Annotated in this window: 20 protein-coding genes; 10 read left to right on the forward strand and 10 right to left on the reverse strand. The window is 41.4% G+C overall.

Annotated features, from left to right (window positions below; all coding sequences use genetic code 11):
• Window positions 1–223 precede the first annotated feature (223 nt).
• Together QUD05_RS24825 and QUD05_RS24830 are read right to left on the reverse strand one after the other, a co-directional pair.
• Entirely contained in the window at window positions 224–1,195 is a 972-nt protein-coding gene (locus QUD05_RS24825) for an ROK family protein (protein WP_289798415.1), read from the reverse strand.
• Window positions 1,196–1,948 (reverse strand): Mut7-C RNAse domain-containing protein, encoded by a 753-nt coding sequence (locus QUD05_RS24830; protein ID WP_289800070.1) that lies wholly within the window; start codon window positions 1,946–1,948, stop codon window positions 1,196–1,198.
• A gap of 1,098 nt (window positions 1,949–3,046) precedes the next feature.
• Here QUD05_RS24830 and QUD05_RS24835 point away from each other — a divergent pair.
• Window positions 3,047–4,024, forward strand: coding sequence for a ferredoxin family protein (locus tag QUD05_RS24835; protein WP_289798416.1), 978 nt, complete (start codon window positions 3,047–3,049; stop codon window positions 4,022–4,024).
• A 153-nt stretch (window positions 4,025–4,177) separates the two neighbouring features.
• Here QUD05_RS24835 and QUD05_RS24840 read toward each other — a convergent pair whose 3' ends face one another.
• On the reverse strand, window positions 4,178–5,773 hold the full coding sequence (locus QUD05_RS24840; protein WP_289800071.1) for a helix-turn-helix domain-containing protein: 1,596 nt from the start codon (window positions 5,771–5,773) through the stop codon (window positions 4,178–4,180).
• 1,078 nt (window positions 5,774–6,851) lie between these two features.
• On the opposite strand from QUD05_RS24840, the gene fdxB reads away from it, so the two are divergent.
• The 7 genes from fdxB to QUD05_RS24875 all read left to right on the forward strand — a co-directional run bounded on the left by fdxB (window position 6,852) and on the right by QUD05_RS24875 (window position 13,668).
• A complete protein-coding gene (gene fdxB, locus QUD05_RS24845; protein WP_289798417.1) occupies window positions 6,852–7,145 on the forward strand; it encodes a ferredoxin III, nif-specific in 294 nt (97 codons plus the stop codon).
• Window positions 7,146–7,668: 523 nt separating this feature from the next.
• On the forward strand, window positions 7,669–8,658 hold the full coding sequence (locus QUD05_RS24850) for a cytochrome c oxidase subunit II (protein WP_289798418.1): 990 nt from the start codon (window positions 7,669–7,671) through the stop codon (window positions 8,656–8,658).
• A 132-nt stretch (window positions 8,659–8,790) separates the two neighbouring features.
• Window positions 8,791–10,479, forward strand: a complete 1,689-nt coding sequence (ctaD, locus tag QUD05_RS24855; protein ID WP_289798419.1) for a cytochrome c oxidase subunit I — start codon at window positions 8,791–8,793, stop codon at window positions 10,477–10,479.
• Window positions 10,480–10,864: 385 nt separating this feature from the next.
• Window positions 10,865–11,464 carry a cytochrome c oxidase subunit 3 gene (locus QUD05_RS24860; protein ID WP_289800072.1) on the forward strand — a complete coding sequence of 200 codons (600 nt, stop codon included), beginning with the start codon at window positions 10,865–10,867 and terminating at the stop codon, window positions 11,462–11,464.
• 152 nt (window positions 11,465–11,616) lie between these two features.
• Window positions 11,617–12,102, forward strand: a complete 486-nt coding sequence (locus QUD05_RS24865) for a hypothetical protein (RefSeq protein WP_289798420.1) — start codon at window positions 11,617–11,619, stop codon at window positions 12,100–12,102.
• 279 nt (window positions 12,103–12,381) lie between these two features.
• Complete coding sequence (locus tag QUD05_RS24870) at window positions 12,382–12,993, forward strand: cysteine dioxygenase family protein (RefSeq protein ID WP_289798421.1); 612 nt, start codon at window positions 12,382–12,384, stop codon at window positions 12,991–12,993.
• A 225-nt stretch (window positions 12,994–13,218) separates the two neighbouring features.
• Window positions 13,219–13,668: an ArsC/Spx/MgsR family protein gene (locus QUD05_RS24875; protein WP_289798422.1), complete on the forward strand. Its 450-nt coding sequence runs from the start codon at window positions 13,219–13,221 to the stop codon at window positions 13,666–13,668.
• 222 nt (window positions 13,669–13,890) lie between these two features.
• On the opposite strand, the gene QUD05_RS24880 is transcribed toward QUD05_RS24875, so the two are convergent.
• The 3 genes from QUD05_RS24880 to QUD05_RS24890 all read right to left on the reverse strand — a co-directional run bounded on the left by QUD05_RS24880 (window position 13,891) and on the right by QUD05_RS24890 (window position 17,267).
• Window positions 13,891–14,970 (reverse strand): fatty acid desaturase, encoded by a 1,080-nt coding sequence (locus QUD05_RS24880; protein WP_289798423.1) that lies wholly within the window; start codon window positions 14,968–14,970, stop codon window positions 13,891–13,893.
• Window positions 14,971–15,191: 221 nt separating this feature from the next.
• Window positions 15,192–16,244 (reverse strand): fatty acid desaturase, encoded by a 1,053-nt coding sequence (locus tag QUD05_RS24885; protein WP_289798424.1) that lies wholly within the window; start codon window positions 16,242–16,244, stop codon window positions 15,192–15,194.
• Window positions 16,245–16,445: 201 nt separating this feature from the next.
• The gene (locus tag QUD05_RS24890; protein ID WP_289798425.1) at window positions 16,446–17,267 is read right to left on the reverse strand and encodes an acyl-CoA desaturase; all 822 of its coding nucleotides are present in this window, start codon (window positions 17,265–17,267) and stop codon (window positions 16,446–16,448) included.
• A gap of 88 nt (window positions 17,268–17,355) precedes the next feature.
• Between QUD05_RS24890 and QUD05_RS24895 the strand changes: the two genes are divergently transcribed.
• A complete protein-coding gene (locus QUD05_RS24895) occupies window positions 17,356–18,591 on the forward strand; it encodes a methionine gamma-lyase family protein (RefSeq protein ID WP_289798426.1) in 1,236 nt (411 codons plus the stop codon).
• A gap of 101 nt (window positions 18,592–18,692) precedes the next feature.
• Window positions 18,693–19,541 carry an alpha/beta fold hydrolase gene (locus tag QUD05_RS24900; protein ID WP_289798427.1) on the forward strand — a complete coding sequence of 283 codons (849 nt, stop codon included), beginning with the start codon at window positions 18,693–18,695 and terminating at the stop codon, window positions 19,539–19,541.
• A 188-nt stretch (window positions 19,542–19,729) separates the two neighbouring features.
• Here QUD05_RS24900 and QUD05_RS24905 read toward each other — a convergent pair whose 3' ends face one another.
• From QUD05_RS24905 to QUD05_RS24920, 4 genes are all read right to left on the reverse strand, one after another.
• A complete protein-coding gene (locus tag QUD05_RS24905; protein ID WP_289798428.1) occupies window positions 19,730–20,032 on the reverse strand; it encodes a DUF1816 domain-containing protein in 303 nt (100 codons plus the stop codon).
• A gap of 79 nt (window positions 20,033–20,111) precedes the next feature.
• Window positions 20,112–21,305, reverse strand: a complete 1,194-nt coding sequence (gene rlmB / locus QUD05_RS24910) for a 23S rRNA (guanosine(2251)-2'-O)-methyltransferase RlmB (RefSeq protein WP_289798429.1) — start codon at window positions 21,303–21,305, stop codon at window positions 20,112–20,114.
• 92 nt (window positions 21,306–21,397) lie between these two features.
• A complete protein-coding gene (locus QUD05_RS24915) occupies window positions 21,398–21,877 on the reverse strand; it encodes a Mini-ribonuclease 3 (protein ID WP_289798430.1) in 480 nt (159 codons plus the stop codon).
• A gap of 580 nt (window positions 21,878–22,457) precedes the next feature.
• On the reverse strand, window positions 22,458–22,823 hold the full coding sequence (locus QUD05_RS24920; RefSeq protein WP_084227153.1) for an STAS domain-containing protein: 366 nt from the start codon (window positions 22,821–22,823) through the stop codon (window positions 22,458–22,460).
• Window positions 22,824–22,895: the final 72 nt, after the last annotated feature.

Genomic DNA, 22,895 nt, shown 5'->3' on the forward strand with positions numbered 1-22,895 from the left:
ATAGAATGTTTTCTACCGTCAGAAATACTACGGCGGCGAAATCATTTTCGTCTCTGGAAGCAGGAAAAAATGCTACTTGGAAATTTTTGTCTAGTACCTATCGATAGATAAGCTGTAAAAAACTTACCATTCCATCTTTCACCTGAGTATTAAGATTTATTCCCCTAAATTTACATCCTCTACCCAGTTCTGTTTGCACTTATGCATTCCACACGTCACTGATTTACAAATTCGCTGTGATAGAAGCGATCGCCACACCACCCCACAATGGCGCATCATCCCCTAGTACCGCAGGCACAACTTCAAAATCAACCTCCGGTAAAGCCGTCTCCCGCGCCACCTGACGCACCACCCGCCAAAAATCTTCCCCCGCCTTCGTCACACCGCCTCCCAACACAAAGCGCTGCGGATTCATCAAGTTCGCCACATTGCCAATACCCACACCCAGCGCCCAAGCAGCCTTATGCAAAACTTCCTTCGCCAAATCATCACCAGCCGCTGCCGCCTCACTTACCAACTGTCCCGTCAGCAACGTTAAATTATCCCCCACCAAACCCCTCAAAATCTCTCCATCTCTGAGTCCTCCGCGCCTCTGCGGTTCCTTTTCCAAAATTTCCCTAGCATTTTGCGCCATATAAGGCCCCGAAGCCAAACGTTCTACACATCCCCGCTTCCCACACAAACAAATTGGCCCAGCCGGATCTACAACGATATGTCCAATTTCGCCAGCCATCCCACCAGCACCCCGCCAAGGCTGGCCATTGAGTATCCAACCACCACCCACGCCAGTACTGACAGTAATATAAAACAGGCTATCGTATCCCTGTCCCGCACCAAAGCGATGTTCTCCCAAAGCAGCAATATTCGCGTCATTATCTACATCAACAGGAACGCCAAACTCCTCTTCCAACAAAGCTTTGAGAGGAATATTTTCCCATCCAGCCACATGATGAGATAGTCGCACCGTTCCCGTGGAAGCATCAACTGGGCCGCCAAAGCTGACACCGATCGCAGCAGGTTTTGTGTCTTGCAGCAGAGAGTAAATGAGCGATCGCATAATTTCCAAGTCAGTGCTAGCATTTGCACCTACTGGCGAGAGACGACGTTCATAACGCAACCACTTTCTCGAACCAACATTTACCAATGCTGCCGCCAGCTTAGTTCCGCCGAAATCAAGAGCTAAAATTAATGTCATTCACTCACCTTTTCTTGAGTTCAAAACTTTGTCAATAAACTGTTGTAATCGCTCATAATGTGAACCTTTCCAATAAATGCGATCGCAGTCTTGGCAACGCTGGAATTCATCAATCTGCGAGCGCACCTTTTCTGGCACTTGTTCAATAATGGATTGTTTATCTACAGATTCTAATAATCCATTGCAACGCAAACACCGTTTAAATGGTGAGATTAATTCAAACAAGTCGAAGCGTTGCAGTACTTCTATAATTTGTTGCTCAGGGTTAGTGTTTCTAACATAATACCCATGCGTTACCAAACTACGCATCAATAGACCTTTATCACGAGTCAAGAGAATCCGCGCTTGAGTATAGGATATTTGGGCTAATTTCTCGTCTTCGTAGTCATTGCGGTATAAAGTATCAAAACCTAAAAGTCGTAAAGATGTTGCCAGCTTTCCCAAATGAATATCTAAAACAAAGCGGATAATACTGAGCGGTTTTGGTAAAACAGAAACGCTTGGTATAATAAAACTCCTAGATGAAATTGGATAAACATTGATAGTGTCTCCATCAGAAACTATGTAAGAAAAATTTACATATTCACCATTAACATTTATCGAATCCACCTCTGGATGAGGGACACCCAACGACTCAATCATGTCCTTAATTGAGGCTTTTTCCTCAAACAAATGAGAGATTTTCACCTGTTTCTGATGCCGTGGTAAAAAATGATTCAATTCTGCATGAAAGTAGAAATATGCGATCGCCATAGCTACAGATATTTGGACTAGTAAGTGCGCCTTTACTAGCAACAATTTGTCACAATTGCAAAACTTTATCTATTATATTGAAACTCTCAATGCTTGTTGTAGTGGGTTATCCTTACTATGAAATGCCTGTTCACCTTGATTTAAGCAATGTCCTAGAGGCAACACACCGTAAATAAGTTATAAAGATTCTTAAAAACTTGCATTTCTTATTGACTTCAGTTACAGTCAAAGCAGATGCCTATCATCAAACCCTGACACAAGGTTCGGGAAGTTAGATTAGGTAAAACGCTAAATAGCAAATTTGTTAATGTTAATGTCAGTGACAGTGCTAATAATTAGTCACTACTTTTAATTTTAACTTATCGCAGATGGAGTACGGGGAATTAAAGCATTTACCCCTAATTTGACTTTTTTATTTTCTCAAGTTATTGAGAATTATTTGCAATATGGATAATTCGATAGATAAATTGAAAGCAGATAGTGTGGAACAAGTCTTAAAACAGTATTGGCTTACCAAAGCGATTTCTGTTTATNNNATATTTTCGCATCTACCTTTAGAAATATTTTTTAGAGTACGGCACAGAATTATATCTTTATATATAAAAACAGGATATGTAATTAGCTATGTAGATAATTTCAGCAAAACTTTAAACAACNNNGTTGCTGCTAGAAACATTTTTGATTGTAGTATCAGCTACATCAATATTGTAAGCAAGTTAATCGTCGGTAACTCTCCAAGTCGCTTTGCGTCTATGACTAGGTTTAATATATTTGATTTTGCCAAAGAGACCAAGTTGAGAAAAACTGAGTTTCCGCTAATGAAAATTTATNNNATACCAAATAACAATAAAACTAGATACAAAATTAACGCCACTCATACGGAAAAATATCTCTTGACACTATTTATCTTTATTGTGGAGAATTTATTAACCGGAAAGACCTTGAGCGATAATGATGTTATAAAGTGGCTACCTAGTTTTAACTCGGAAATGAATATTGTTCTTTTTTATCTCCTTGAACCAAGGATATTGTAGTTAAGAACACAATTGTATTTTGTAATACCTTTTGTCCATAAAATATGCTAATGAGTACAGCGAGATGAATACTTTTTTTTGTTCTGATGATTCACGGCAAGTAGGAGAAGATGTTATTGGTAGTGCCACCAATTATCAAACTTATATTTTAGTTGAGTGTCCTTTACCTTGGACATCAGAAGCCTTGAACTCTAAGTGGGTGCCTCAGAATTTGAGGATTTTGGTAGAAGAAGTGAAGCGTGCGAAACTGCCGATTAGATTTCTCCTAATTGCTAATGATTTATCACACAAGGTAAATCACACTACGCTTTTGATTTATCAAAAACAAGAGGGGCTAAGTAGTGGATACCATAAGCAGGAGTTTCAGCTAGCAAATATTGAGCAAGTAGCAGGAGTTGTCCAAAAATGGATACGGGGTATCGATTCTAATTTGGAAGTAGAAACTAGTATAACTAGAGATATTTTAGTTTGTACTCACGGTAGCCATGATAAGTGTTGTGCGAGATATGGCGCTCCTTTTTACTTCCAAATAACAGCGAGTAAAGCTGATTTGTGCTTAGAGAATGTGCGAATTTGGAAATCATCGCACTTTGGTGGACATCGGTTTGCACCAACAGTTATAGACTTGCCAGAAGGAAGATACTACGGTCGTCTCGATCGAGATTCATTTAGATCGATTTTGACTCGTACTGGTGATATTCAATGCTTACATCAAGTCTATCGAGGCTGGGGAATTCTGCCTGCTCCACTTCAGGTTTTGGAAAGAGAGCTAATTCTCTATAAAGGATGGGATTGGTTTAATTACAAAGTTGTAGGCAAAATTTTAGAGCAAAGTTTAGACAATAGTACTATGTTAGCTGAAATTAGTTTTGAACAACCTTGTGGTTCTTTCTATACTTACCAGGCTAAACTTGTGAAAGATGAAACGAAGACTCAACAACTGAAAAGTTCATGCAATGCTACACGAGAGTTGGTAGTTACTAAATATGCGGTTGGTAGTTTTTGGATTACTTCTAGTAAGGTAATGAGTTATAGTACATAGAAGTGAAGAGTTTTTAAACGCAGAGGGACGCAAAGGGAAGCGCAGAGGATTACTAAGTTTAGTTCGCTACGAATTCATTAAATACTGTATTTAGGATAACGGTGTGGAACTTCGTAATAAAATCTCTGCGTCTCTCTGCGTTTAAATTCCAAATTAAGATGAAGCCAGATTTAAGATTTTTCGTAACAGTATTTGGTCTTCTAATTTGGCTTTTAAACGACCATTTTCAATATCTCGAATCCAGCTTTGGCTTTTACCTGTGAGTTTTGCCAATTCTCTTTGGGAGAGATTCAAGTTTTTTCGCGCTTGCAAAATCTGTTCGCCTAGCAAATCGTTTGTAGCTTTGGGCTTTTTTTTGGCTTTGGCAGTTCTTGTTTTCTTTTTTTCCGATTCTGAGATTTGCTGTTCCCATTCTGGTGGGAGTTCAAAAGCTAAGATCCGCGCATTCATTAGCAGATTCCACTTACCACGGGGGCCTGTGTCTGTGAGGCGAGTTTCAGCACCACCGTCATTAGTCCAAAATTCTAATGCTTCATCTGGATCTTCGGGAAGATCGATTAATTTCGCCCACAAAGGTTGAATTTCTGGTGGATAAGTAACTGGATCGAAAAGTGGTTTCATTCCATAGTGATTGAGAATTTCTAAATCGCTTTCAAAGGTTCGCAACAGACGTTTGCGTTCTTCCCGTTGTCTGGATGCAAGGGCGACTTTTTCTTCACCGTAAGCAATACGCAGCAAGGTAGGAATGGTGATGCGTTGTTCTTTGCCCATTTTGGTTTTAAACAGCAACCACAGCATTAGTCGAACTGCACCTTCATGTTGCTGCCAAATACTCATGACTGTGGTTAGCAGCGTTTTGGGGAGACTGCCGTATTGATAGAATGCAGTTCGCTCTTTACACGCTTGTTTGTTTAAAAAATATTGCGCCCATAACCCTGCTTTTACTTTAAAAGTTAGCCCAATCAGATATTTGCATCCGAGATTGTCTTCTTGGAAGTGGTGCTGAATATCTACTAAGTGCCATAAGCGGCTGCCGACAAGAGAGAATCCGTTAATTCGACCTTGTTGGGGCCAGTCAATGGAGATAATTAGGGAGCAAGCTTGCTGAACGATATTTTTCATTAAAGCTAGCTTGGCAGCTTTGCTCAAGTCTTTGCGTTTCTCCATCCCCAAATATTTCTCAATTTGTCGCTCATCGATCGCAAATTCTTGCTCCCAAGGTTGCTCTAAGGCTGTGGCATAAGCTGCAAAAATTAGATGTATGCAAGCGGCTCTGATGTCAAGCCCCTCAATTGCTGCTATATCTGTGGCCTTGTCGTTAACTTTGAAGGGATCTTGGATGTGAAAAGCGATCGCACCTCGCCCTTGATTGACTTGTCGGCTGTAACTGATGTAGCCTTCTTCATCGGTTTCCCAATGTAGGGATGTGCGCTGCGCTAATACATTACAAGCTTCCCAAATTGCGATCGCTGAAGCAAATGGATTATTCTTACCATTAGAAAATAAGTCTAAGCTGCTAGCATCTCTTGGTTCAACTTTGCATCTTCCCTTTTTCGCCTGCCAAGGAATAGGAGAATTAGTTGGACAAGCTATTACACATTGCGGTTCTGAATAATAGCCCTCACAATTATTACAAAGACCAGGATCGACCCAGTATTCATTGTCCTCTATTCTGATTGCACCCGTAGGACATTGGGGGCGGCAGTTGTCACATCCAACGCAACTGTTGTTAGGAATTGTATAAGGCATTTGGCTCTTTTCCCACTCTAATCGTTGAGATGTCTGGCTCAGGTCTCCCCTGGATGAGTCCTGTTTATTCATGACTCCCTACCACATGATCTTTCTAGTGAGAAAAAAATATTCTCACTACGTTCGATTCCCACATCCACTTGTTAAATTCGCATCCAATTGCAAGCTATTTAAGGCTTTAAAACAGCCTAATAAAACTTCTTATTAACTATACATTTCATGAAAAAAATGATTAATTTGTTCGTATTGAGCTTAGGAAAAAATCTTAACATTTATTTAATTAGGTAATTGATGAACATTTTAGCTTTGACCATAAAACCTTATACAAAGTATTTTTAGGAAATGTTTAAGCCTCCTGTAATTTAGCTTGCTCTGATTTGTTAATAATTTTAATATTTAAGGCATCATAATATTCTGCCATAAAGTTTACAGTTCCTTTATAAATTAATTCTGTGTATTCAGATGAAATCGGAATATTCCTTTTGTCACCATTTAACTAAATATTTAAATCAAAATAAATTGAAAATTGTTGCTTTCTAAAATACATATTGCATATATCAAAATGTAACTGATGAACATTTATTCTGGTATATATGTATACTGTTTACATAAATTTATTTGCCTAAATCTACAAATATTTGAAAAAGAATATCATTACTCTTAGAGATATAGCTGCATTTGCTGGAAATAATAGTTAAATCAGCAGTTATAAATCACATAGATATGAAGCTTTAGTCACCTGTATAGGTTTAAAATCCTCAACTTTTTACTTATCTTCTGTATGAAAATCGCTGTTCATGGGCTGCTACCTTACCTCTAGTCAGACATTAAGTCTCTGACTCAATGAATGCGTTTATATGTAGAACGTGGAAACGAGGAATACGAAATATTTATAAGAATTATTTGCAATAATCTTTATCTATAAATTGACATAATAAAACAATTCAGGATTGTGTTCAAAGTCATCGAAAATTGATGTGATAAAAGTAATTTTTGAATACAAAAGAATAAAAGATTAGGATAGTATGATGATTAATGCACAAACAGATTGACAGGCAAAATTGCTGAGGATTTATTCATGGCACAACTAACAGGTTTGACATTTGGCGGTAAGGCTTGGACACCAAAATTCGCTCAAGAAATCGACAAAGACAAATGTATCGGCTGTGGCAGATGCATTAAAGTCTGCGGGTACAATGTGCTTGGATTGAAGGCACTAAATGAAGAAGGCGAATTTGTGGAAGATGAAGATGATGAAGAAATTGAACGAAAAGTAATGGCAGTTACTTCTCCAGAGAATTGTATTGGTTGTGAAGCTTGTTCACGGATTTGCCCCAAAAATTGCTACACCCATGTTGTATTAAACAATTAAGGTTTTTGGAGTTAATCAAAATTGTTGTTCATTGAAGGAGGCACTGTTTTTCATCAGCGCAAATGTGCTAGGCAAGGTAACTTGAGGGGAATACTAAATATTTACTGGAAACAATCAAAAGTTCACAGTAAACAATTCCGTAAATCGTAAATTGTTCGCTATTAACAAATTTAAACTTGCTGCTAATATAGCCTAATCAATATTAGGACTAACAGTGCCCCTTGGAACAACTAGCTTTTCTAAAAGCAGGGGCTAGCTTTGTCATAGGAGTTGAAATATAATTTGTATTTTTGTGGGGGGAAAGATATGGAAAAAATCTGGAAGTTTCCCCCTTTTTTAATGGCTGCACGTTAGAAAGTTAATAAGTGAAAAGGAAATGGTAAATGGGGAAAGAAGAAGGGAATAGGGTACAGGTTACAGGGAATAGATGAATTCCTATTACCTGTAACCTGTAACCTCTCCCCTAAAACCTCAACTCAGAAAACAACACCTCTAAAGACGGTTTACAAAGCAGGTAGCATGTATGCAACAAATTCCTGTTTCACTATGGACTCTGGTTGCTGGGATAGTAGTTACAGCAATCAGCATTTGGATCGGTCAAAATCACACTCTCATGCCGATGCAGGCATCGTTACAAGCGCCTTTGGTAGACGGTTTTTTCAACGTCATGTTTACCATTGCGATCGCACTCTTCTTAGTGGTAGAAGGAACAATTGTAGTTTTTTTGGTTAAGTTTCGTCGCCGTCGCGGTGATGATACCGATGGTTTGCCAATAGAAGGCAACGTTCCCTTAGAAATCTTTTGGACAGCAATTCCCACAGTGATTGTTCTCGGTTTGGGCATCTACAGCGTAGATGTTTTTAACCAAATGGGTGGTTTTGAGCCTGCTGGTCATCCTCATTCAGCTGCTCATGTTGCTCATAAGTCGGGAACTGCTATCGCTGCTACACTCAGTGATGCTTCTGAAGCAACAACTGCCCCAGCAATAGCCCCAACAATTGGTATTGGCGCGTCTCCCAAAAACCTAGATAAACCAGCCGATTTAGTTGTTGATGTCAAAGGCATACAGTACGCCTGGTTATTTAGCTACCCTGATAGTGGCATTACCTCTGGGGAATTACACATACCCGTTGGTGCTGATGTGCAACTCAACCTTTCAGCAGAAGATGTAATTCATTCATTCTGGGTGCCAAACTTCCGCTTGAAACAAGATGCACTTCCTGGTATCCCTACCGAACTGCGATTTGTTGCCACCAAACCAGGTACATATCCCGTAGTTTGTGCTGAGTTGTGCGGTGGTTATCACGGTTCAATGCGGACACAGGTAATTGTCCACACACCAGAAGAATATGATAGCTGGCGGACAGAAAACCAGATTGCTCAACAACAAAACCTAAATCAAGTCGTTGCTGTTAATCCAGCCGACTTATCAACATCAGAGTTTCTCGCGCCCCACACCCATGATATGGGAATTAGTGCAGCAACTCTAAAGTCATTGGTCATTGGTCATTAGTTATTAGTCATTAGTCATTGGTCATTAGTTATTGGTAACGGACAAATGACAACGGACAAAGGACAAATGACAAAAGACAAATGACATAGACGCGCCAGCGGCTTCCCGCAGGGTAGGACAAAGGACAAAAATATGACACAGGTAGAATTTCCACGGAATACTCCACCAGACGAAAAGAAACCGGAAATGGTGACTGGCCACACTTCGCATCCGAAGGCGTGGAAATGGCAGGACTATTTTACATTTAATGTTGACCACAAGGTTATTGGTATCCAATACCTGGTGACGGCGTTTGTGTTTTATCTCATCGGCGGACTGATGGCTGTTGCTCTCCGGGTGGAATTAGCAACACCAGATGCAGACGTACTCGACCCCAATCTGTATAACGCTTTCATGACCAATCACGGGACGATCATGATCTTCCTGTGGATTGTCCCTAGCGCCATTGGGGGATTTGGTAATTATTTAGTGCCTTTGATGGTTGGTGCTAGGGATATGGCGTTTCCCAAGCTGAACGCGATCGCCTTTTGGTTAAATCCCCCAGCAGGTGCGCTGATATTAGGTAGTTTCATTTTCGGCGGTTCCCAATCTGGTTGGACAGCTTACCCACCTTTGAGTTTGGTGACAGCACCAATCGCTCAAAGTATGTGGATATTAGCGATTGTTTTGGTAGGAACTTCCTCAATTTTGGGTTCGCTGAACTTTGTAATCACCATTTTGATGATGAAGGTTCCGAGCATGAAATGGGATCAAGTGCCCTTGTTTTGTTGGGCAATCTTGGCAACCTCTCTGCTGGCGCTTCTCTCCACACCTGTATTAGCAGCCGGTTTAGTGCTGCTGTTGTTTGACCTCAACTTTGGCACCTCCTTCTTTAAACCAGATGCAGGTGGAAACGTTGTAATTTATCAACACTTATTCTGGTTTTATTCTCACCCGGCAGTATATTTAATGATTCTGCCGATCTTCGGCATTATGTCGGAGGTAATTCCAGTTCACTCCCGCAAACCAATCTTTGGTTATAAAGCGATCGCTTATTCTAGTGTAGCCATCTGCGTTGTCGGTTTGTTCGTCTGGGTACACCACATGTTTACCAGCGGCACACCCGGTTGGATGCGGATGTTCTTCACTATCTCTACTCTTATCGTTGCAGTTCCCACTGGCGTGAAGATTTTTGCCTGGGTTGCTACCCTCTGGGGTGGTAAAATCCGCTTCACCACGGCGATGCTTTTCGCCATTGGCTTGTTATCCATGTTTGTTATGGGCGGCTTAAGCGGCGTAACGATGGGAACAGCCCCCTTTGATGTTCACGTCCACGACACATATTATGTAGTCGGACATTTTCACTACGTTCTGTTTGGCGGTTCCGTGTTTGGCATCTACGCCGGCATTTATCACTGGTTCCCCAAAATGACCGGACGAATGTTGAATGAAAACTGGGGTCGAGTTCATTTCGCCCTTACCTTCATCGGCACTAATCTTACTTTCTTACCCATGCACGAGTTGGGTTTGAAAGGAATGCCTCGACGAGTGGCAATGTATGATCCCCAATTTATCGACCTCAATCAGATTTGTACCTTTGGTTCATTTGTTTTGGCAATATCAGTAATTCCCTTTGCCATCAACATGATCTACAGTTGGCTGAAGGGCGCTTTGGCTGGTGATAATCCTTGGCAAGCTTTGACTTTAGAATGGACAACTAACTCGCCACCTGCAATTGAAAACTGGGAAGTGTTGCCTGTTGTGACTCATGGCCCTTATGACTACGGCCAGGAGCATAGAACTGAATTACAGTCATCAGCGACGCCGGAAGCTAGTGCTTAGTTCGTAGAGTAAGTGATGCGATCGCACTCAAAGTCACTAAAACTTCTAGTCATTAGATTTGAAAACTCGAAACTCCAAGCTTGGAACCTGAAACTTCAAGCTTGGAACACAAACGCCCGAATTCAATAAACAAACGTCCGAATTCAGAAAACGAACGTCCGAATTCAGAAAACGGACGCCCGAATTCAATAAACGGACACCTGAATTCAATAAACGGACGCCCGAATTCAGAACACAAAACTCGGAATTTTCAAAATTCCTGAACAAGTCAAGAGTTTGGCTAAACAAGGATTTTGGATGAAGAATGAAAATTTTACCGCCTCAGACTTCATTCTTTATTCAAGCTTCCACAACAGACGCAGCAGATAATATTGTCAAAAAATCTATGACTATAGCTACAACCACGAGTGAAGAACACAGTGCAGGACATGAAGAACATCCAGATTTAAGAGTTTGGGGATTGTTGACGTTCCTTGCTTCTGAATCCCTAATGTTTGGGGGATTTTTTGCCACTTATTTATTTTTCCGGGGTACTACAGCAGTTTGGCCTCCAGAAGGCAGTGAAGTAGAACTACTTGTGCCGACGATTAACACCATTATTCTGGTGTCTAGTAGTTTCGTCATTCACTTCGGTGATACGGCGATTAAAAAGAATAACGTCAAGGGAATGCAACTGTGGTATGCAATTACTGCAATCATGGGGGCAATTTTCTTAGGCGGTCAGGTTTATGAGTATTCAACATTAGGATACGGACTGACTACCAACATCTTCGCTAACTGCTTTTATATCATGACTGGGTTCCACGGTTTGCACGTTTTTGTGGGACTGTTATTGATATTACGTGCATTGTGGCGATCGCGTCTTCCCGGTGAATATTCTGCAACCAATCATACTTTCATCGAAATGACAGAAATTTACTGGCACTTCGTAGACATTATTTGGATTGTATTATTCACCTTGGTGTACATTCTCACTTTGTTTTAAATTGGGCATTGGGCAAAGCAAAGACGCGATAAATCGCCGTCTCTACAATAATCAATCTTTCGTCTTGATGGCGATAAATCGCGTCTCTTGCTTTAACCGAACTATATTGCCTCATATCTCTGATCTTCTTTATCTCCATTCAGGAGTTCATTATGCAAGCTAATACAAATAAATTTTCATGGTTTCAGGTTCCAGATGATATCAAACACCTATTAATTTTAGCTGCACAAAACTGGGATAATACATCAGAATCAGAAAAATATATTCAACAAGCTTTAGCACAAACTGGTGAAAATACAGATGTCTTGGTAGCAGCGTATAGATTTTTCTATTATAAAAATAATTATTCTCTTGCACTACAAACAACAATCAAATTATTAGATAAAATTAAAGAACTAGAAAAATTTCCTGATGACTGGGAGCAACTTAAGCCGATACTAGTCAGTCGCAAAGAAGAACCACAAATTCGATTGTACTTAAATGCTTATGCTGCTTCTGGATTAGTACTAGCAAAGTTAGGAGAAATAGAGGAAGCAAAAGAAATCAGCACCAAAGTCAAAGAGATAGATGAAAAGCATGATTTTGGTGCCGGAATCCTCCTGGATATTTTGACACGTCCAGCAGAAGAAGATGATTAGTCAATGCACTTCTCGACAAAAAAGAGTGGGGGTGCGTAGAGACGCGATTAATCGCGCCTGTAAAACAACCAATGCCCAATGAATGCCCTTTTTGTGAAAAATCATGAACAATTGGTTATCTACCAAATCGTATTCCTCTTACTCCCTATTAGGAGCAGCTACTGATAGTAACTCTATCTTTCCTCCGATCACCATACCTACTCAATTTCCTGTAGGTAATATGCCTAATGTCTCTCCGATCCTGATCGTCCAATCTTCTCCGTTATCAATTTAAAAGTTATGAAAGGTAGGGATTGGCTACTAACGGGAGACGGTCAGCATCAAGCTTGTAAATCTGTGAGAGCATGGGATTTATTAAGAGAAAATTACCGCCTTTATCGGTTTTTAACTGAGGTGGAAGATGTTCTCAACGGCAGTGATAATGAAACCAATTGTCTGCCAGAAATTCGGATGCTTGTAAGGCGCTTGATCGTAAATTCCTACTGGGTACGAAGTCAACATTTAGAGCCTTCGCCCAAAACGGGAACCTCTGTTTTACTCCTATATGATGAATTAGGTTTTCCCTTAACTGTGCAAACAGTAATATTTGCACCGGGAACCCGTTCAAACATTCATAATCATGGGACATGGGGAATCGTGGCGGTGTTAAAAGGTCAGGAAAAAAATACTTTTTGGCGACGCACTAATAGCCCCGAATTTCAGGACAAAATTGAAGCAACGGGAGAGGTAACTCTATCCCCAGGAGATATTATTAGCTTTACTCCCGATGCAATTCACTGTGTAGAAGCAGTAGGTGATGAACCAACTGTGACTTTTAATATCTACGGCGAAACCGATCCAAATGAGAGATTTGAGTTTGACCCGATTAAGTATAGTGCTAAAAACTTTTAGCATCATGCAGTACCCGCATTTCTCACAAGCTTAAGGCATTTGATGGAGCGAGGAGGAGTAAGGAGTAATGAGTAATAAGTAATAAGTTTTTACTCATTACTTATTACTTATTACTTCTCCCCGGCACAAACGCAGGCTTTAAGAGGTGTGGTGAGAAATCCGGGAGTAGGGGCATACAGCCGTGAATCCCTACAAACAAATCGTATTCTACTAAGAGGTAGTTAAATGGCAAGAGTAATTTTCTATAGCAAACCAGGCTGTAAAGGTGGTACTAAGCAAAAAGTTTTGCTAACAGCTGCTAGTCATGAAGTGATACCACACAATCTGCTAACAGAACCTTGGACAGTTGAGCGGTTGCGTTCTTTTTTTGGCGATCGCCCCGTAGCCGAATGGTTTAATCTTTCCGCTCCCAAGATAAAATCTGGTGAGGTGGTTCCTGAAAAAATCGATGCCCAAACCGCCTTGACGTTGATGCTGAAAGAGCCGTTGTTGATTCGCCGTCCTTTGTTAGAAGTAGGCGATCGCCGTGAGGTAGGATTTGATGTCCAAAAGATTGATACTTGGATTGGCTTACAAGCTGTAGATGAATCCTTGCAAGAAATCAGCGACAAGCTGATGAAGCAAGATTTGCAAAACTGCTCCCACGGTCCTGGTCATCATCACCATAATCATTAGGATGGCTGTAACCATCATGGTGAACAACATCAAAAGCAAGCCAGCTTAAGTTATTAGATTTCTTCTATAAATCAAAAGCCCTCTCCCAAGCTTGGGAGAGGGCTTTTGAAATTGGCTCTAGTGGTCTATCGCATTAATTTTGCTGGGCTGTAAGATCCCCGATTTCTTTAAGAAGTCGGGGATCTGCTCACCTTCACCTATCAGAATTAATGAGATGAACCACTAGTCTTTAGCTAACTTGTTGTTGGATGTGTAGTAAACCCTACTACCACTATCAGGTACAAAATGGCAGCTGACACATGAACGCCATAATGACTTCCAAATAGGTTCTTCCGATTTGTGGAAATACTCACCCATCACTGGTTTTATTGCCTCAGTTGCCTTCAGTAAATTGTAGTGAGGGATGTTAAGGAATATATGGTGAGCAACATGAGTACCAATATCGTGATGGATATGATTAACCAAACCATAATCACGGTCAATACTAGAAATCGCGCCTTTCAAAAAAGTCCAATCTTCTCCACGATACCAGGGAAGCTCTGGCTCAGTGTGGTGCAAGAATGTCACCAAATCGAGCCAAATTATAAACACAAGATAGGGTACTGCATAATATTTCAGCAACCACATCCAACCCCATTGGTAGGTGAGGAAACCGAGCAAACCTACCATACCAATCAAAAGTACAGTACTAGTGATGACATCCCATTTTTCCGATGGCTTGAAAAGCGAACTGCCGGGCATAAAGTGAGAGCCTTCCTTATTAGGAGAACGCTTAAACAAATACACAGGATAAGCTAAGAGAAAAACATAATATCTGCCGATCTTTTGGGCTAAGGGCATCTCCTTATATTGTGATTCTGTCACAGGATACCAGCTTTCATCATTATCGATATTGCCAGTATTTTTGTGATGGGTTCTGTGGCTGATCCGCCAACCATGATAAGGAACAAGTATTGGTGTGTGAGAAAGATGTCCAATCAAATCATTGAGCCATTTCTGCTTAGAAAAAGATTGATGTCCGCAGTCATGCCCGACTACAAACAAAGCCCAAAACATCGTTCCTTGCATTAGCCAGAAAATCGGGAAGAAAAGCCAAGAATCCAGGTAATTAGCTACTGCATAAAGCAGACCGATAATCAGGATGTCACGAAAAAAGTAAAAAAGTGATTTTGTTACATTGGGCTGAAAGCATTCAGCGGGGATTGCAGATTTTAAATCTTGAAGAGTGAAAGGTAATTTAGTTGTATCCTCAGACGTTTCGCAGCCAGGAGAATTGTTGAACGTGATGGTATCTAATTGCACTGGATTCTTTTGTTAGATATAAATCGGAACTTGATTTTGAGACAAGATAATCTCACCTCTAGGATGCCCACGAAATTAGCGATCGCTAACACCAAAGAAGATAATTTTTGGCAATTTAGCTAACAATTTTTAGTTAGTAAAAAGTCGCCAAATTCTATTTAAACACAGCATGATCAACGCTCTCGTTGAGTTCAAGAGCGTGAGTGTAGTCACAGTGCTATTTATCGCTCTGTATAATGTTCGTCGAAAGTCTTATAGCCAACATCAGTTGTGTATAGCTGACATTGGTCTGTAATCTGCTTCATTAAAGGCCAAGAAAACTGACACTCATCATGTAGATAAGGCTCCCAATTTTCTTTGATGCTGCTGTAAGCTAGCCGCAAATTATAAGAAGGAATAGCAGTGGAAATATGATGAGGGACGTGAACATTGATATCGTGGCACAAGACTTCTACCCAACGTGGATAATCACAATGAATAGTTCCAGATAGCTGTGCTAAAGCCTCGTTCCACTTATTCGCTGTCGCAAAAGGAACATCTGCGGCAGTGTGGTGAACAATAGTAAAAGTACTCATCCAAAAATGGTAAATCAGCCAGGGCACTAGCCAAAACTTGACAAATCCCCAGATACCAGTTGTAGCGATGAGAGTCGGGAAAGCGATCGCAGCAAACACAACTACAACAGCCACAGACAGCTTGATACTCGATTGGTCTTTTGTTTTGAAGTTCCGCCAATCAAAATGCACCACAGCCCAATGTCCAATAGAACCTACCCACCAAAAGCGTTTACGCATGAACAGTTCAAAAGCAGACTGTCGGGTTTTATCCCAATTTTCAAACACTTCTGGTCTAATTGGATGCCAAGCGTTGTCCTCATCCAGCTTGTTGGTATGAGTATGGTGATAATTATGCTTAATCCGCCAACTATGAAAGGGGTAAATTAACGGCATCATGAAAAAATGCCCTACCAAATCATTTACCCAACGACGTTTGGCAAAAGACCTGTGACCACAATCATGGCCAATTACAAAGAAACCTGTTAAAGCAGTGCCCGTAAAAATCCAAGCAAGGGGCAAGAGAAACCAAGGAGTGATAATCAGGCTGTAATAGCCCAAGGCGACTGCCAAGACACTGAGTATTACTTGTGTCCAAGCTTTGCGACGGTTCTGCTGAAAACATTCGCGTGGCAGGGTTTTGACAATATCTTTGAGCCGGAAGTCGGAATTACTAGGCTCGTCACTTAGTTTCTGGCTATTAATTATTGATGTAGTCATGGACACCTAAAAAACAACAAACTCCTCCACCAAGTCACCAAAAAGTAACTTGCCGTAAAAATTCTTCACATTAGCGCTTCGGATTATAGCAACCTAACTGACACAAGCGCACCAGTAAATAGCTTTTTGAAAAGTTAGGAGTTAGAAGTGATGAATTATCAGTTAAAAAGTCTACACATCCTAACTCCTAACCCCTAACCCCTAACTAACTTTTGCTGGGGCCAACTTTACATTAGTAGCTAGACCAACTGCTTGCAGCAATTGAACTGTCATCCAGGTTAAATCAATTTCCCACCATTCCAGCCCATGACGAGCTGAGTATTGAAAAGCATGATGGTTATTATGCCAGCCTTCACCGAAAACTAGTACGGCTACCCACCAGCAATTAGTAGATTTATCGCCAGAATCATAGCTCTGATAGCCAAATTTATGAGTAGCGCTGTTCACCAACCAAGTGCAGTGGTAAACCCAGACAATGCGAACAAAAATTCCCCAGACAACGAATGACCAGCCACCCAGAAGCAAAAGTAATACACCTAGAGCAACCTGGATCAAAATGAAATATTTTTCTAAAAACTGATAAACTGGGTCTTCGGCAATGTCTTTGGTGAAACGAGGAACATCAGCGTGAGCGGGACAATAGTGAATCAGCCAATCCATGTGGCTCCACCAGAAGCCTTTATTAGAATCATGGGGATCGGCATCAGTATCCGAGTGTAAATGATGGATGCGATGTGTCCCTACCCACTCAATTGGGCCTCCTTGACACGAGAGTGTGCCGAAGAAAACCAAGAGATACTCTAGCCACTTGGGAGTTTGAAAGCTGCGGTGGGTGACAAGGCGGTGAAATCCTAGAGTAACTCCTAAACCACCTGTTACCCAGTACAGCAATAAACCTACACCAACTGCCGTCCAGCTAAAGTTACCAGGAACAAAGGCAAATAAAGCGCCAATGTGCAGTCCAATGAAAAACAGGGTATTAACCCAGTTAACTTGAGGTTTGGTTGAAGTAGCAATTGTCATGCAGTAACCTGAATTTTAATTTTCCAGCTTAAGAACAGCGCGATCGCAAAATCCGCATCTCTATAATTTTTTTTTGAACGAGGAACTGATGAACAGCTTAGAACAGCTGCGGCAAGCAGAACAGGCACTATTAGAAATTTTTTCTGGTATTGACGCTCAGGTCAAGCATAATCTAAAACGAGTGCTGGATGCTTTTCGTAATCACCGTGTAGGCGCACACCACTTCGCTGGTGTAAGTGGTTATGGTCATGATGATTTAGGACGAGAAACTTTAGATAAAGTTTTTGCCGAAGTTATGGGCGCTGAAGCTGCGGCCGTGAGGGTTCAATACGTTTCGGGAACTCATGCGATCGCCTGTGCTTTGTTTGGTGTTCTCCGTCCGGGAGATGAAATGTTAGCAGTGGTCGGTTCTCCCTACGATACGCTTGAAGAAGTCATTGGTTTACGAGGTCAAGGTCAAGGCTCTCTTATTGAGTTTGGCATAAATTACCGCCAATTGGAGCTAACCCCCGAAGGAACTATAGATTGGCAAGCTTTAACTACTAGTGTGGCTGAAAACACTCGTTTAGTCTTAATTCAGCGCTCTTGTGGCTATTCTTGGCGTCCTAGTTTATCAATTACTGATATTGAAAAAATCGTTCACTTAGTCAAACAGCAAAACCCAAACACCGTTTGCTTTGTAGATAACTGTTACGGCGAATTTATTGAAACTAGGGAACCCACAGCCGTAGGTGCTGATTTAATGGCGGGGTCATTGATTAAAAATCCTGGTGGTACTATTGTCAGTGCTGGTGGTTATGTCGCTGGTCGTGCCGATTTAGTGGAAGCATCCGCTTGTCGCCTCACTGCTCCCGGTATCGGGAGTTACGGGGGTGCTACTTTTGACCAAAATCGCCTGCTGTTCCAAGGCTTATTTCTCGCGCCGCAGATGGTAGGAGAGGCAATGAAAGGGACTTATCTTACTGGTTATGTGTTTGATAAACTCGGTTATCCAGTCAATCCCCCTCCTTTGGCTCCCCGTGGGGATGTAATTCAAGCAATTAAACTCGGCTCTGCCGAAAAGCTAATTGCTTTCTGTAAAGCCATACAACAGCATTCTCCGATCGGTTCCTACTTAGACCCTGTTCCAGATGATATGCCAGGTTATGAGAGCCAGGTGGTGATGGCTGGGGGGACATTTATTGAAGGGAGTACTTTGGAATTATCAGCCGATGGGCCTTTGCGTGAACCCTATGTAGTTTATTGCCAGGGTGGGACTCATTGGACTCATGTAGCGATCGCCCTAGAAGCTGCGATCGATGCAGTTGGTTGTAATGGTTATTGAGAAGGCAGGAGGCAGGAGGCAGAGGGCAGAAGGGAAACCCCATAAATAGAATGCCAACGTATTTTAGAAGATTTGTTCGCTAGAAAGGAGAACGACTAGTAATGAGCGATCGCCACACTACAACTATTGCACGTCTCAATGTTTACACCCAAGGTCAAGGATTCCCAATTTTGGGCTTACATGGTCATCCTGGTACTGGTCGTAGTCTTTCTGTCTTTACCAATCATTTATCAAAACGCTACAAAACTTTTGCCCCTGACTTACGCGGATACGGCAAAAGTCGCTACAACGGCAATTTTGACATGAATGACCATTTGACTGATTTAGAAGCGCTGCTAGACCGTTTGCAGATTGAAAAGTGCCTAGTATTGGGATGGTCACTTGGGGGTATTCTGGCAATGGAGATGGCATTACGTTTGCCAGAGCGTGTTACTGGGCTGATTTTGGTGGCGACAGCCGCAAAACCCCGTGGCAGTCACCCTCCTATCACTTTGCAGGATAATTTATATACTGGCATTGCTGCGCTATTGAACTATATAAAACCAAGTTGGCAATGGAATATTGAAACTTTTGGTAAGCGATCGCTTTTCCGCTACTTAATCCAACAACATACATCTATTACTTACAATTACATTGCCAAGGAAGCAGTACCAGCTTATTTGCAAACTTCTCCTGCTGCGACTCGCGCTCTCTATAGTGCAATTCAATCAGGATACAATCGGTTGCTAGATTTGCAACAAATACAATGTCCTAGTTTAGTACTTGCTGGTGAGCAAGACCGCCACATTACATCTGATTCCAGCTTACAAACTGCTCAACACCTCAACAATTCTCAGTGGCAGTGCTATCCCAACACCGCCCATCTTTTTCCGTGGGAAGTTCCTCAGCAGGTGCTAAATGATATTGACCATTGGCTCGAAGTTCATCCGCAGGTAATTGGTAGTCAATAGTCTAAATATTTATTAATATTAAAAAAATATTTAAAAAAATTTGACTATTGACGAAGAAGAAAAGGAAAGGGAAGATGTGGTGACGCAATGAATGAAAAAGACGCAATAACCCACGGTAAAAGGATTTTCTGTGTCTTTATGTCTTTACGTCTTTGCATCAGAGCATCCTTTTCATTCTCTGGCCTAACTTAAATTTGACCGCCAAAGGCAGGCTGTACTTTGCGGTCAAATCTTTCCCCCAAGTCGTCAGCAATTGTTAAGTTACTAGGTTTGCAGCGCTTGACATTTACAATAATTCCCTGCGCTCCTTCGATCTCCAAATCTTCTATGTATCCTTTGCTTGCTAATGTTGCATCAGAAGAACTTAGAAATGGCCTGAAGTAATACGTGCAACGGGGATTCTGCGTCACAATCTCTACCCACCAAGCCAAGCCGATGTAGTCGAATGTGTTAATTAACACTTCCTTGAGGTTATGCCAAATGGTTTTCATGGTTTTCGCCGATTTATAAACGTCTACAGGGTGTTAAACGATATGTTGCTTTATTATTTTTTACATTTCTTTATATTCTTTATACTCTGTTACTGTTATTTTTCAAAGAGAATTTTTGCAATTTATCTAAGTGCAGCGTATTTAGTGATCGCTGGCGATAAATCTCATAAAGCGCCATACCCGCTGCTACAGAAGCATTGAGGCTGGGAGTCTTACCCTGTAGAGGAATCGATACTAAAAAATCACAGGAGCGTTGAGTTAACATACCCAGACCTTCACCTTCTGAGCCGATTACCAAAACGATTGGGCCAGTGAAATTGACTGTATGCAAAGGTTCGCTGCCACTTGCAGCAGTACCGTAAATCCAAAAGCCAGCTTCTTTTAACTCTTCTAAGGAACGGCTGAGGTTAACAACTCTAGCTACAGCAAAATTTTCTAAAGCGCCTGCTGCCACTTTCATGACGGTGGAAGTGATCCCAGATGCCCTTCTTTGAGGAATCACCAATCCTTGAGCCCCTATTGCTTCGGCAGTGCGAATTATTGCTCCCAAGTTGTGGGGATCGGTAATTCCATCAGCCACGACAATTACAGCATCGGTTACAGATTTGCACTGCTCAATTAGATCGGGCAATTCGATGTAAGCGTAGGGAGCAATTTGTGCTACCACACCTTGGTGATTAGCGCCGTTGGTAAGATAGTCTAAACGCTTGGGTTCAACTTCATCAATAACTGTGCCATTTTCCTTTGCTTGCAAGAGAAAATGGTGAAAGCTGGGATCGTATCGCAGACGCGTAGTAATCCAGAGACGGTTGAGATTGCGCTGATTTTGCAATGCACTCAATACTGGATGACGACCATAGATGAGATCGCTATCTTCTTCTGTCGGTGTAGATACAGAGGGCTGGGAGAAACTGCTATTTCGTTGTCGCGAGTTCCCATAACTGGGATTGCTATCTATTTTCCTGGCATTGCGATTCGGATTAACAACAGAGATGGTGTTGCCATCTACTTTTCTGGGATTGCGAGTCGGATTCTCAACAGAGATAGGGTTGCTATCTACTTTCCTGGGATTGCGAGTCGGATTCGCAACAGAGATGGGGTTGCTATCTATTTTCCTGGGATTGCGAGTTGGATTCGCACCAGAGATGGGGTTGCTATCTACTTTCCTGGGATTGCGAGCCGGATTAGTAACAACACGTTTACCTTTAATTTTTACGGGTTGTCCACGATTTGGTTCGCTAGAAGTTTTGACTTTTCTGGGTTTATCCTGCATTTGAGTTATGAATATAGCGTATGGTTGATCGTTCCGATTACCTCAAGTTTTTGAACCTAATCTAGTGTTGTGGCTACTGCGAAATTGAGTTTTCACTCTTTTTCTAGATGAAGTATTTGCAACAGTTCGGTTAGACGTTGGTAATCGGTGATATATAAGTAGCCTATTAAAGTTTCTAGACTAGTTGCCTGTTGATAAATTTCGGGATTAAGTCGCTTAGGGCGTCCTGTTGCGGCGTTTCTACCCCGTCGGACAATTTCTAATTCGTTATCCCTGAGATGAGGAATTAGCGATCGCAAATGTAGCGCTTGTGTTTCTGCTCTTACCTGCTCCACTACCAGACGATGGTAAATTCCTGACCGCTGCAATGGCAGCAGATAGAACATTCTAACATACAACTCATAAATTGCATCCCCTAAATATGCTAAAGCACTAGGAGAAATTTGTTGCACTTGTGAGAGGGAAATCTGTTGGAATGGACCTGTGGTTGCCAAGAGTGCTTCAGTCCAAGACAAGCTCTGTTTGGGAGTTTCATCTTGTCCATCTAATAGCTCTTCCTCCTGTGACTTCACAAATAAATCATTCCTTGACGGGCTACATTTGGCAGGCATTCTTCGCAAAGACTGATTTTTCGGAAGTATGCCATGATAGTATACTTAGCATAATCAATACTATCAAACTTACTTACTAATTTCATCTTTTTGATTGAGAGTTGGCATTTTAAATCACCCTGATGTCAACATCTATAAACCAAATTTCGCCTACTTCTTGTGGTCTGCGCCTAAGACAGGGTAAAATTTTGACATCAAATTCACCCTTTCACTTGGTAGCATTGCCATGCTTACTGAGTAAACGACAACTTTTAACTATACAGCATCAAGTAAAATCTATCTATAAACAAATCTGCTGGCTTTGTATTTCTTACAAATATCTCAGACTTGATTATTTATTTAATATTCTAGCCAACGATTACATACCCAAGAGTTGGGCGTTTATATCTTTAAGTTATTACTCAACTTTAAACATAATAGCTCAACTGGCTTTATGCCTCTCCCACAAGGAGAGAGGTTTTCTGCCAGAAGTTTTAAAAATTAAGCTATCCGATATTGAATCTGGATAGCTAAATTTAACTCTCAGATCGAGCAATCAAGACTACTTGACGTTTTCTAGAGCGTCTTCAACTGATTTTTGCAGGGAGAGAAACTTCTCTAGGCGAACAAGCTTGACCGTTTGAGTTACGCGGGCATTTGTAACAATTTGCAAAGTGCCATCGGCAGTTTGAGCCTGCTTGGCTAGCTGCACCAGAGCACCCAAGCCAGAGCTATCAACAAAATCAATTTGTGAGAGATCCAAAATAATGTGCTTAGGACCCTCGTCTATCTTGCTGCCAAGTGTCTTGCGAAATGTCGGCTCGGAAAAAGCATCTAACAAACCTGTGAGGCGGAATAGCTGACAGTTATCCCGGACTTCACGAGTGCCCCTCAGGCTAACGGTTAGATTCAGTGGCTCAGCAATAATTCCCTCCTCATGAGTTAAAGTGAACGCTCAAGTATAGATGGTTTTTGAGCAAGTTGTCTACAATCTGTTGGA

The organism is Nostoc sp. GT001 (assembly GCF_030382115.1).
Taxonomy (GTDB): Bacteria; Cyanobacteriota; Cyanobacteriia; order Cyanobacteriales; family Nostocaceae; genus Nostoc.

Bases quoted from the DNA above. Each gene is read 5' to 3' on its own strand.
- QUD05_RS24825 (WP_289798415.1), bottom strand. From the start codon at position 1,195: ATGACATTAATTTTAGCTCTTGATTTCGGCGGAACTAAGCTGGCGGCA.
- QUD05_RS24830 (WP_289800070.1), bottom strand. From the start codon at position 1,948: ATGGCGATCGCATATTTCTACTTTCATGCAGAATTGAATCATTTTTTA.
- QUD05_RS24835 (WP_289798416.1), top strand. From the start codon at position 3,047: ATGAATACTTTTTTTTGTTCTGATGATTCACGGCAAGTAGGAGAAGAT.
- QUD05_RS24840 (WP_289800071.1), bottom strand. From the start codon at position 5,773: ATGCCTTATACAATTCCTAACAACAGTTGCGTTGGATGTGACAACTGC.
- fdxB (WP_289798417.1), top strand. From the start codon at position 6,852: ATGGCACAACTAACAGGTTTGACATTTGGCGGTAAGGCTTGGACACCA.
- QUD05_RS24850 (WP_289798418.1), top strand. From the start codon at position 7,669: ATGCAACAAATTCCTGTTTCACTATGGACTCTGGTTGCTGGGATAGTA.
- ctaD (WP_289798419.1), top strand. From the start codon at position 8,791: ATGACACAGGTAGAATTTCCACGGAATACTCCACCAGACGAAAAGAAA.
- QUD05_RS24860 (WP_289800072.1), top strand. From the start codon at position 10,865: ATGACTATAGCTACAACCACGAGTGAAGAACACAGTGCAGGACATGAA.
- QUD05_RS24865 (WP_289798420.1), top strand. From the start codon at position 11,617: ATGCAAGCTAATACAAATAAATTTTCATGGTTTCAGGTTCCAGATGAT.
- QUD05_RS24870 (WP_289798421.1), top strand. From the start codon at position 12,382: ATGAAAGGTAGGGATTGGCTACTAACGGGAGACGGTCAGCATCAAGCT.
- QUD05_RS24875 (WP_289798422.1), top strand. From the start codon at position 13,219: ATGGCAAGAGTAATTTTCTATAGCAAACCAGGCTGTAAAGGTGGTACT.
- QUD05_RS24885 (WP_289798424.1), bottom strand. From the start codon at position 16,244: ATGACTACATCAATAATTAATAGCCAGAAACTAAGTGACGAGCCTAGT.
- QUD05_RS24890 (WP_289798425.1), bottom strand. From the start codon at position 17,267: ATGACAATTGCTACTTCAACCAAACCTCAAGTTAACTGGGTTAATACC.
- QUD05_RS24895 (WP_289798426.1), top strand. From the start codon at position 17,356: ATGAACAGCTTAGAACAGCTGCGGCAAGCAGAACAGGCACTATTAGAA.
- QUD05_RS24900 (WP_289798427.1), top strand. From the start codon at position 18,693: ATGAGCGATCGCCACACTACAACTATTGCACGTCTCAATGTTTACACC.
- QUD05_RS24905 (WP_289798428.1), bottom strand. From the start codon at position 20,032: ATGAAAACCATTTGGCATAACCTCAAGGAAGTGTTAATTAACACATTC.
- rlmB (WP_289798429.1), bottom strand. From the start codon at position 21,305: ATGCAGGATAAACCCAGAAAAGTCAAAACTTCTAGCGAACCAAATCGT.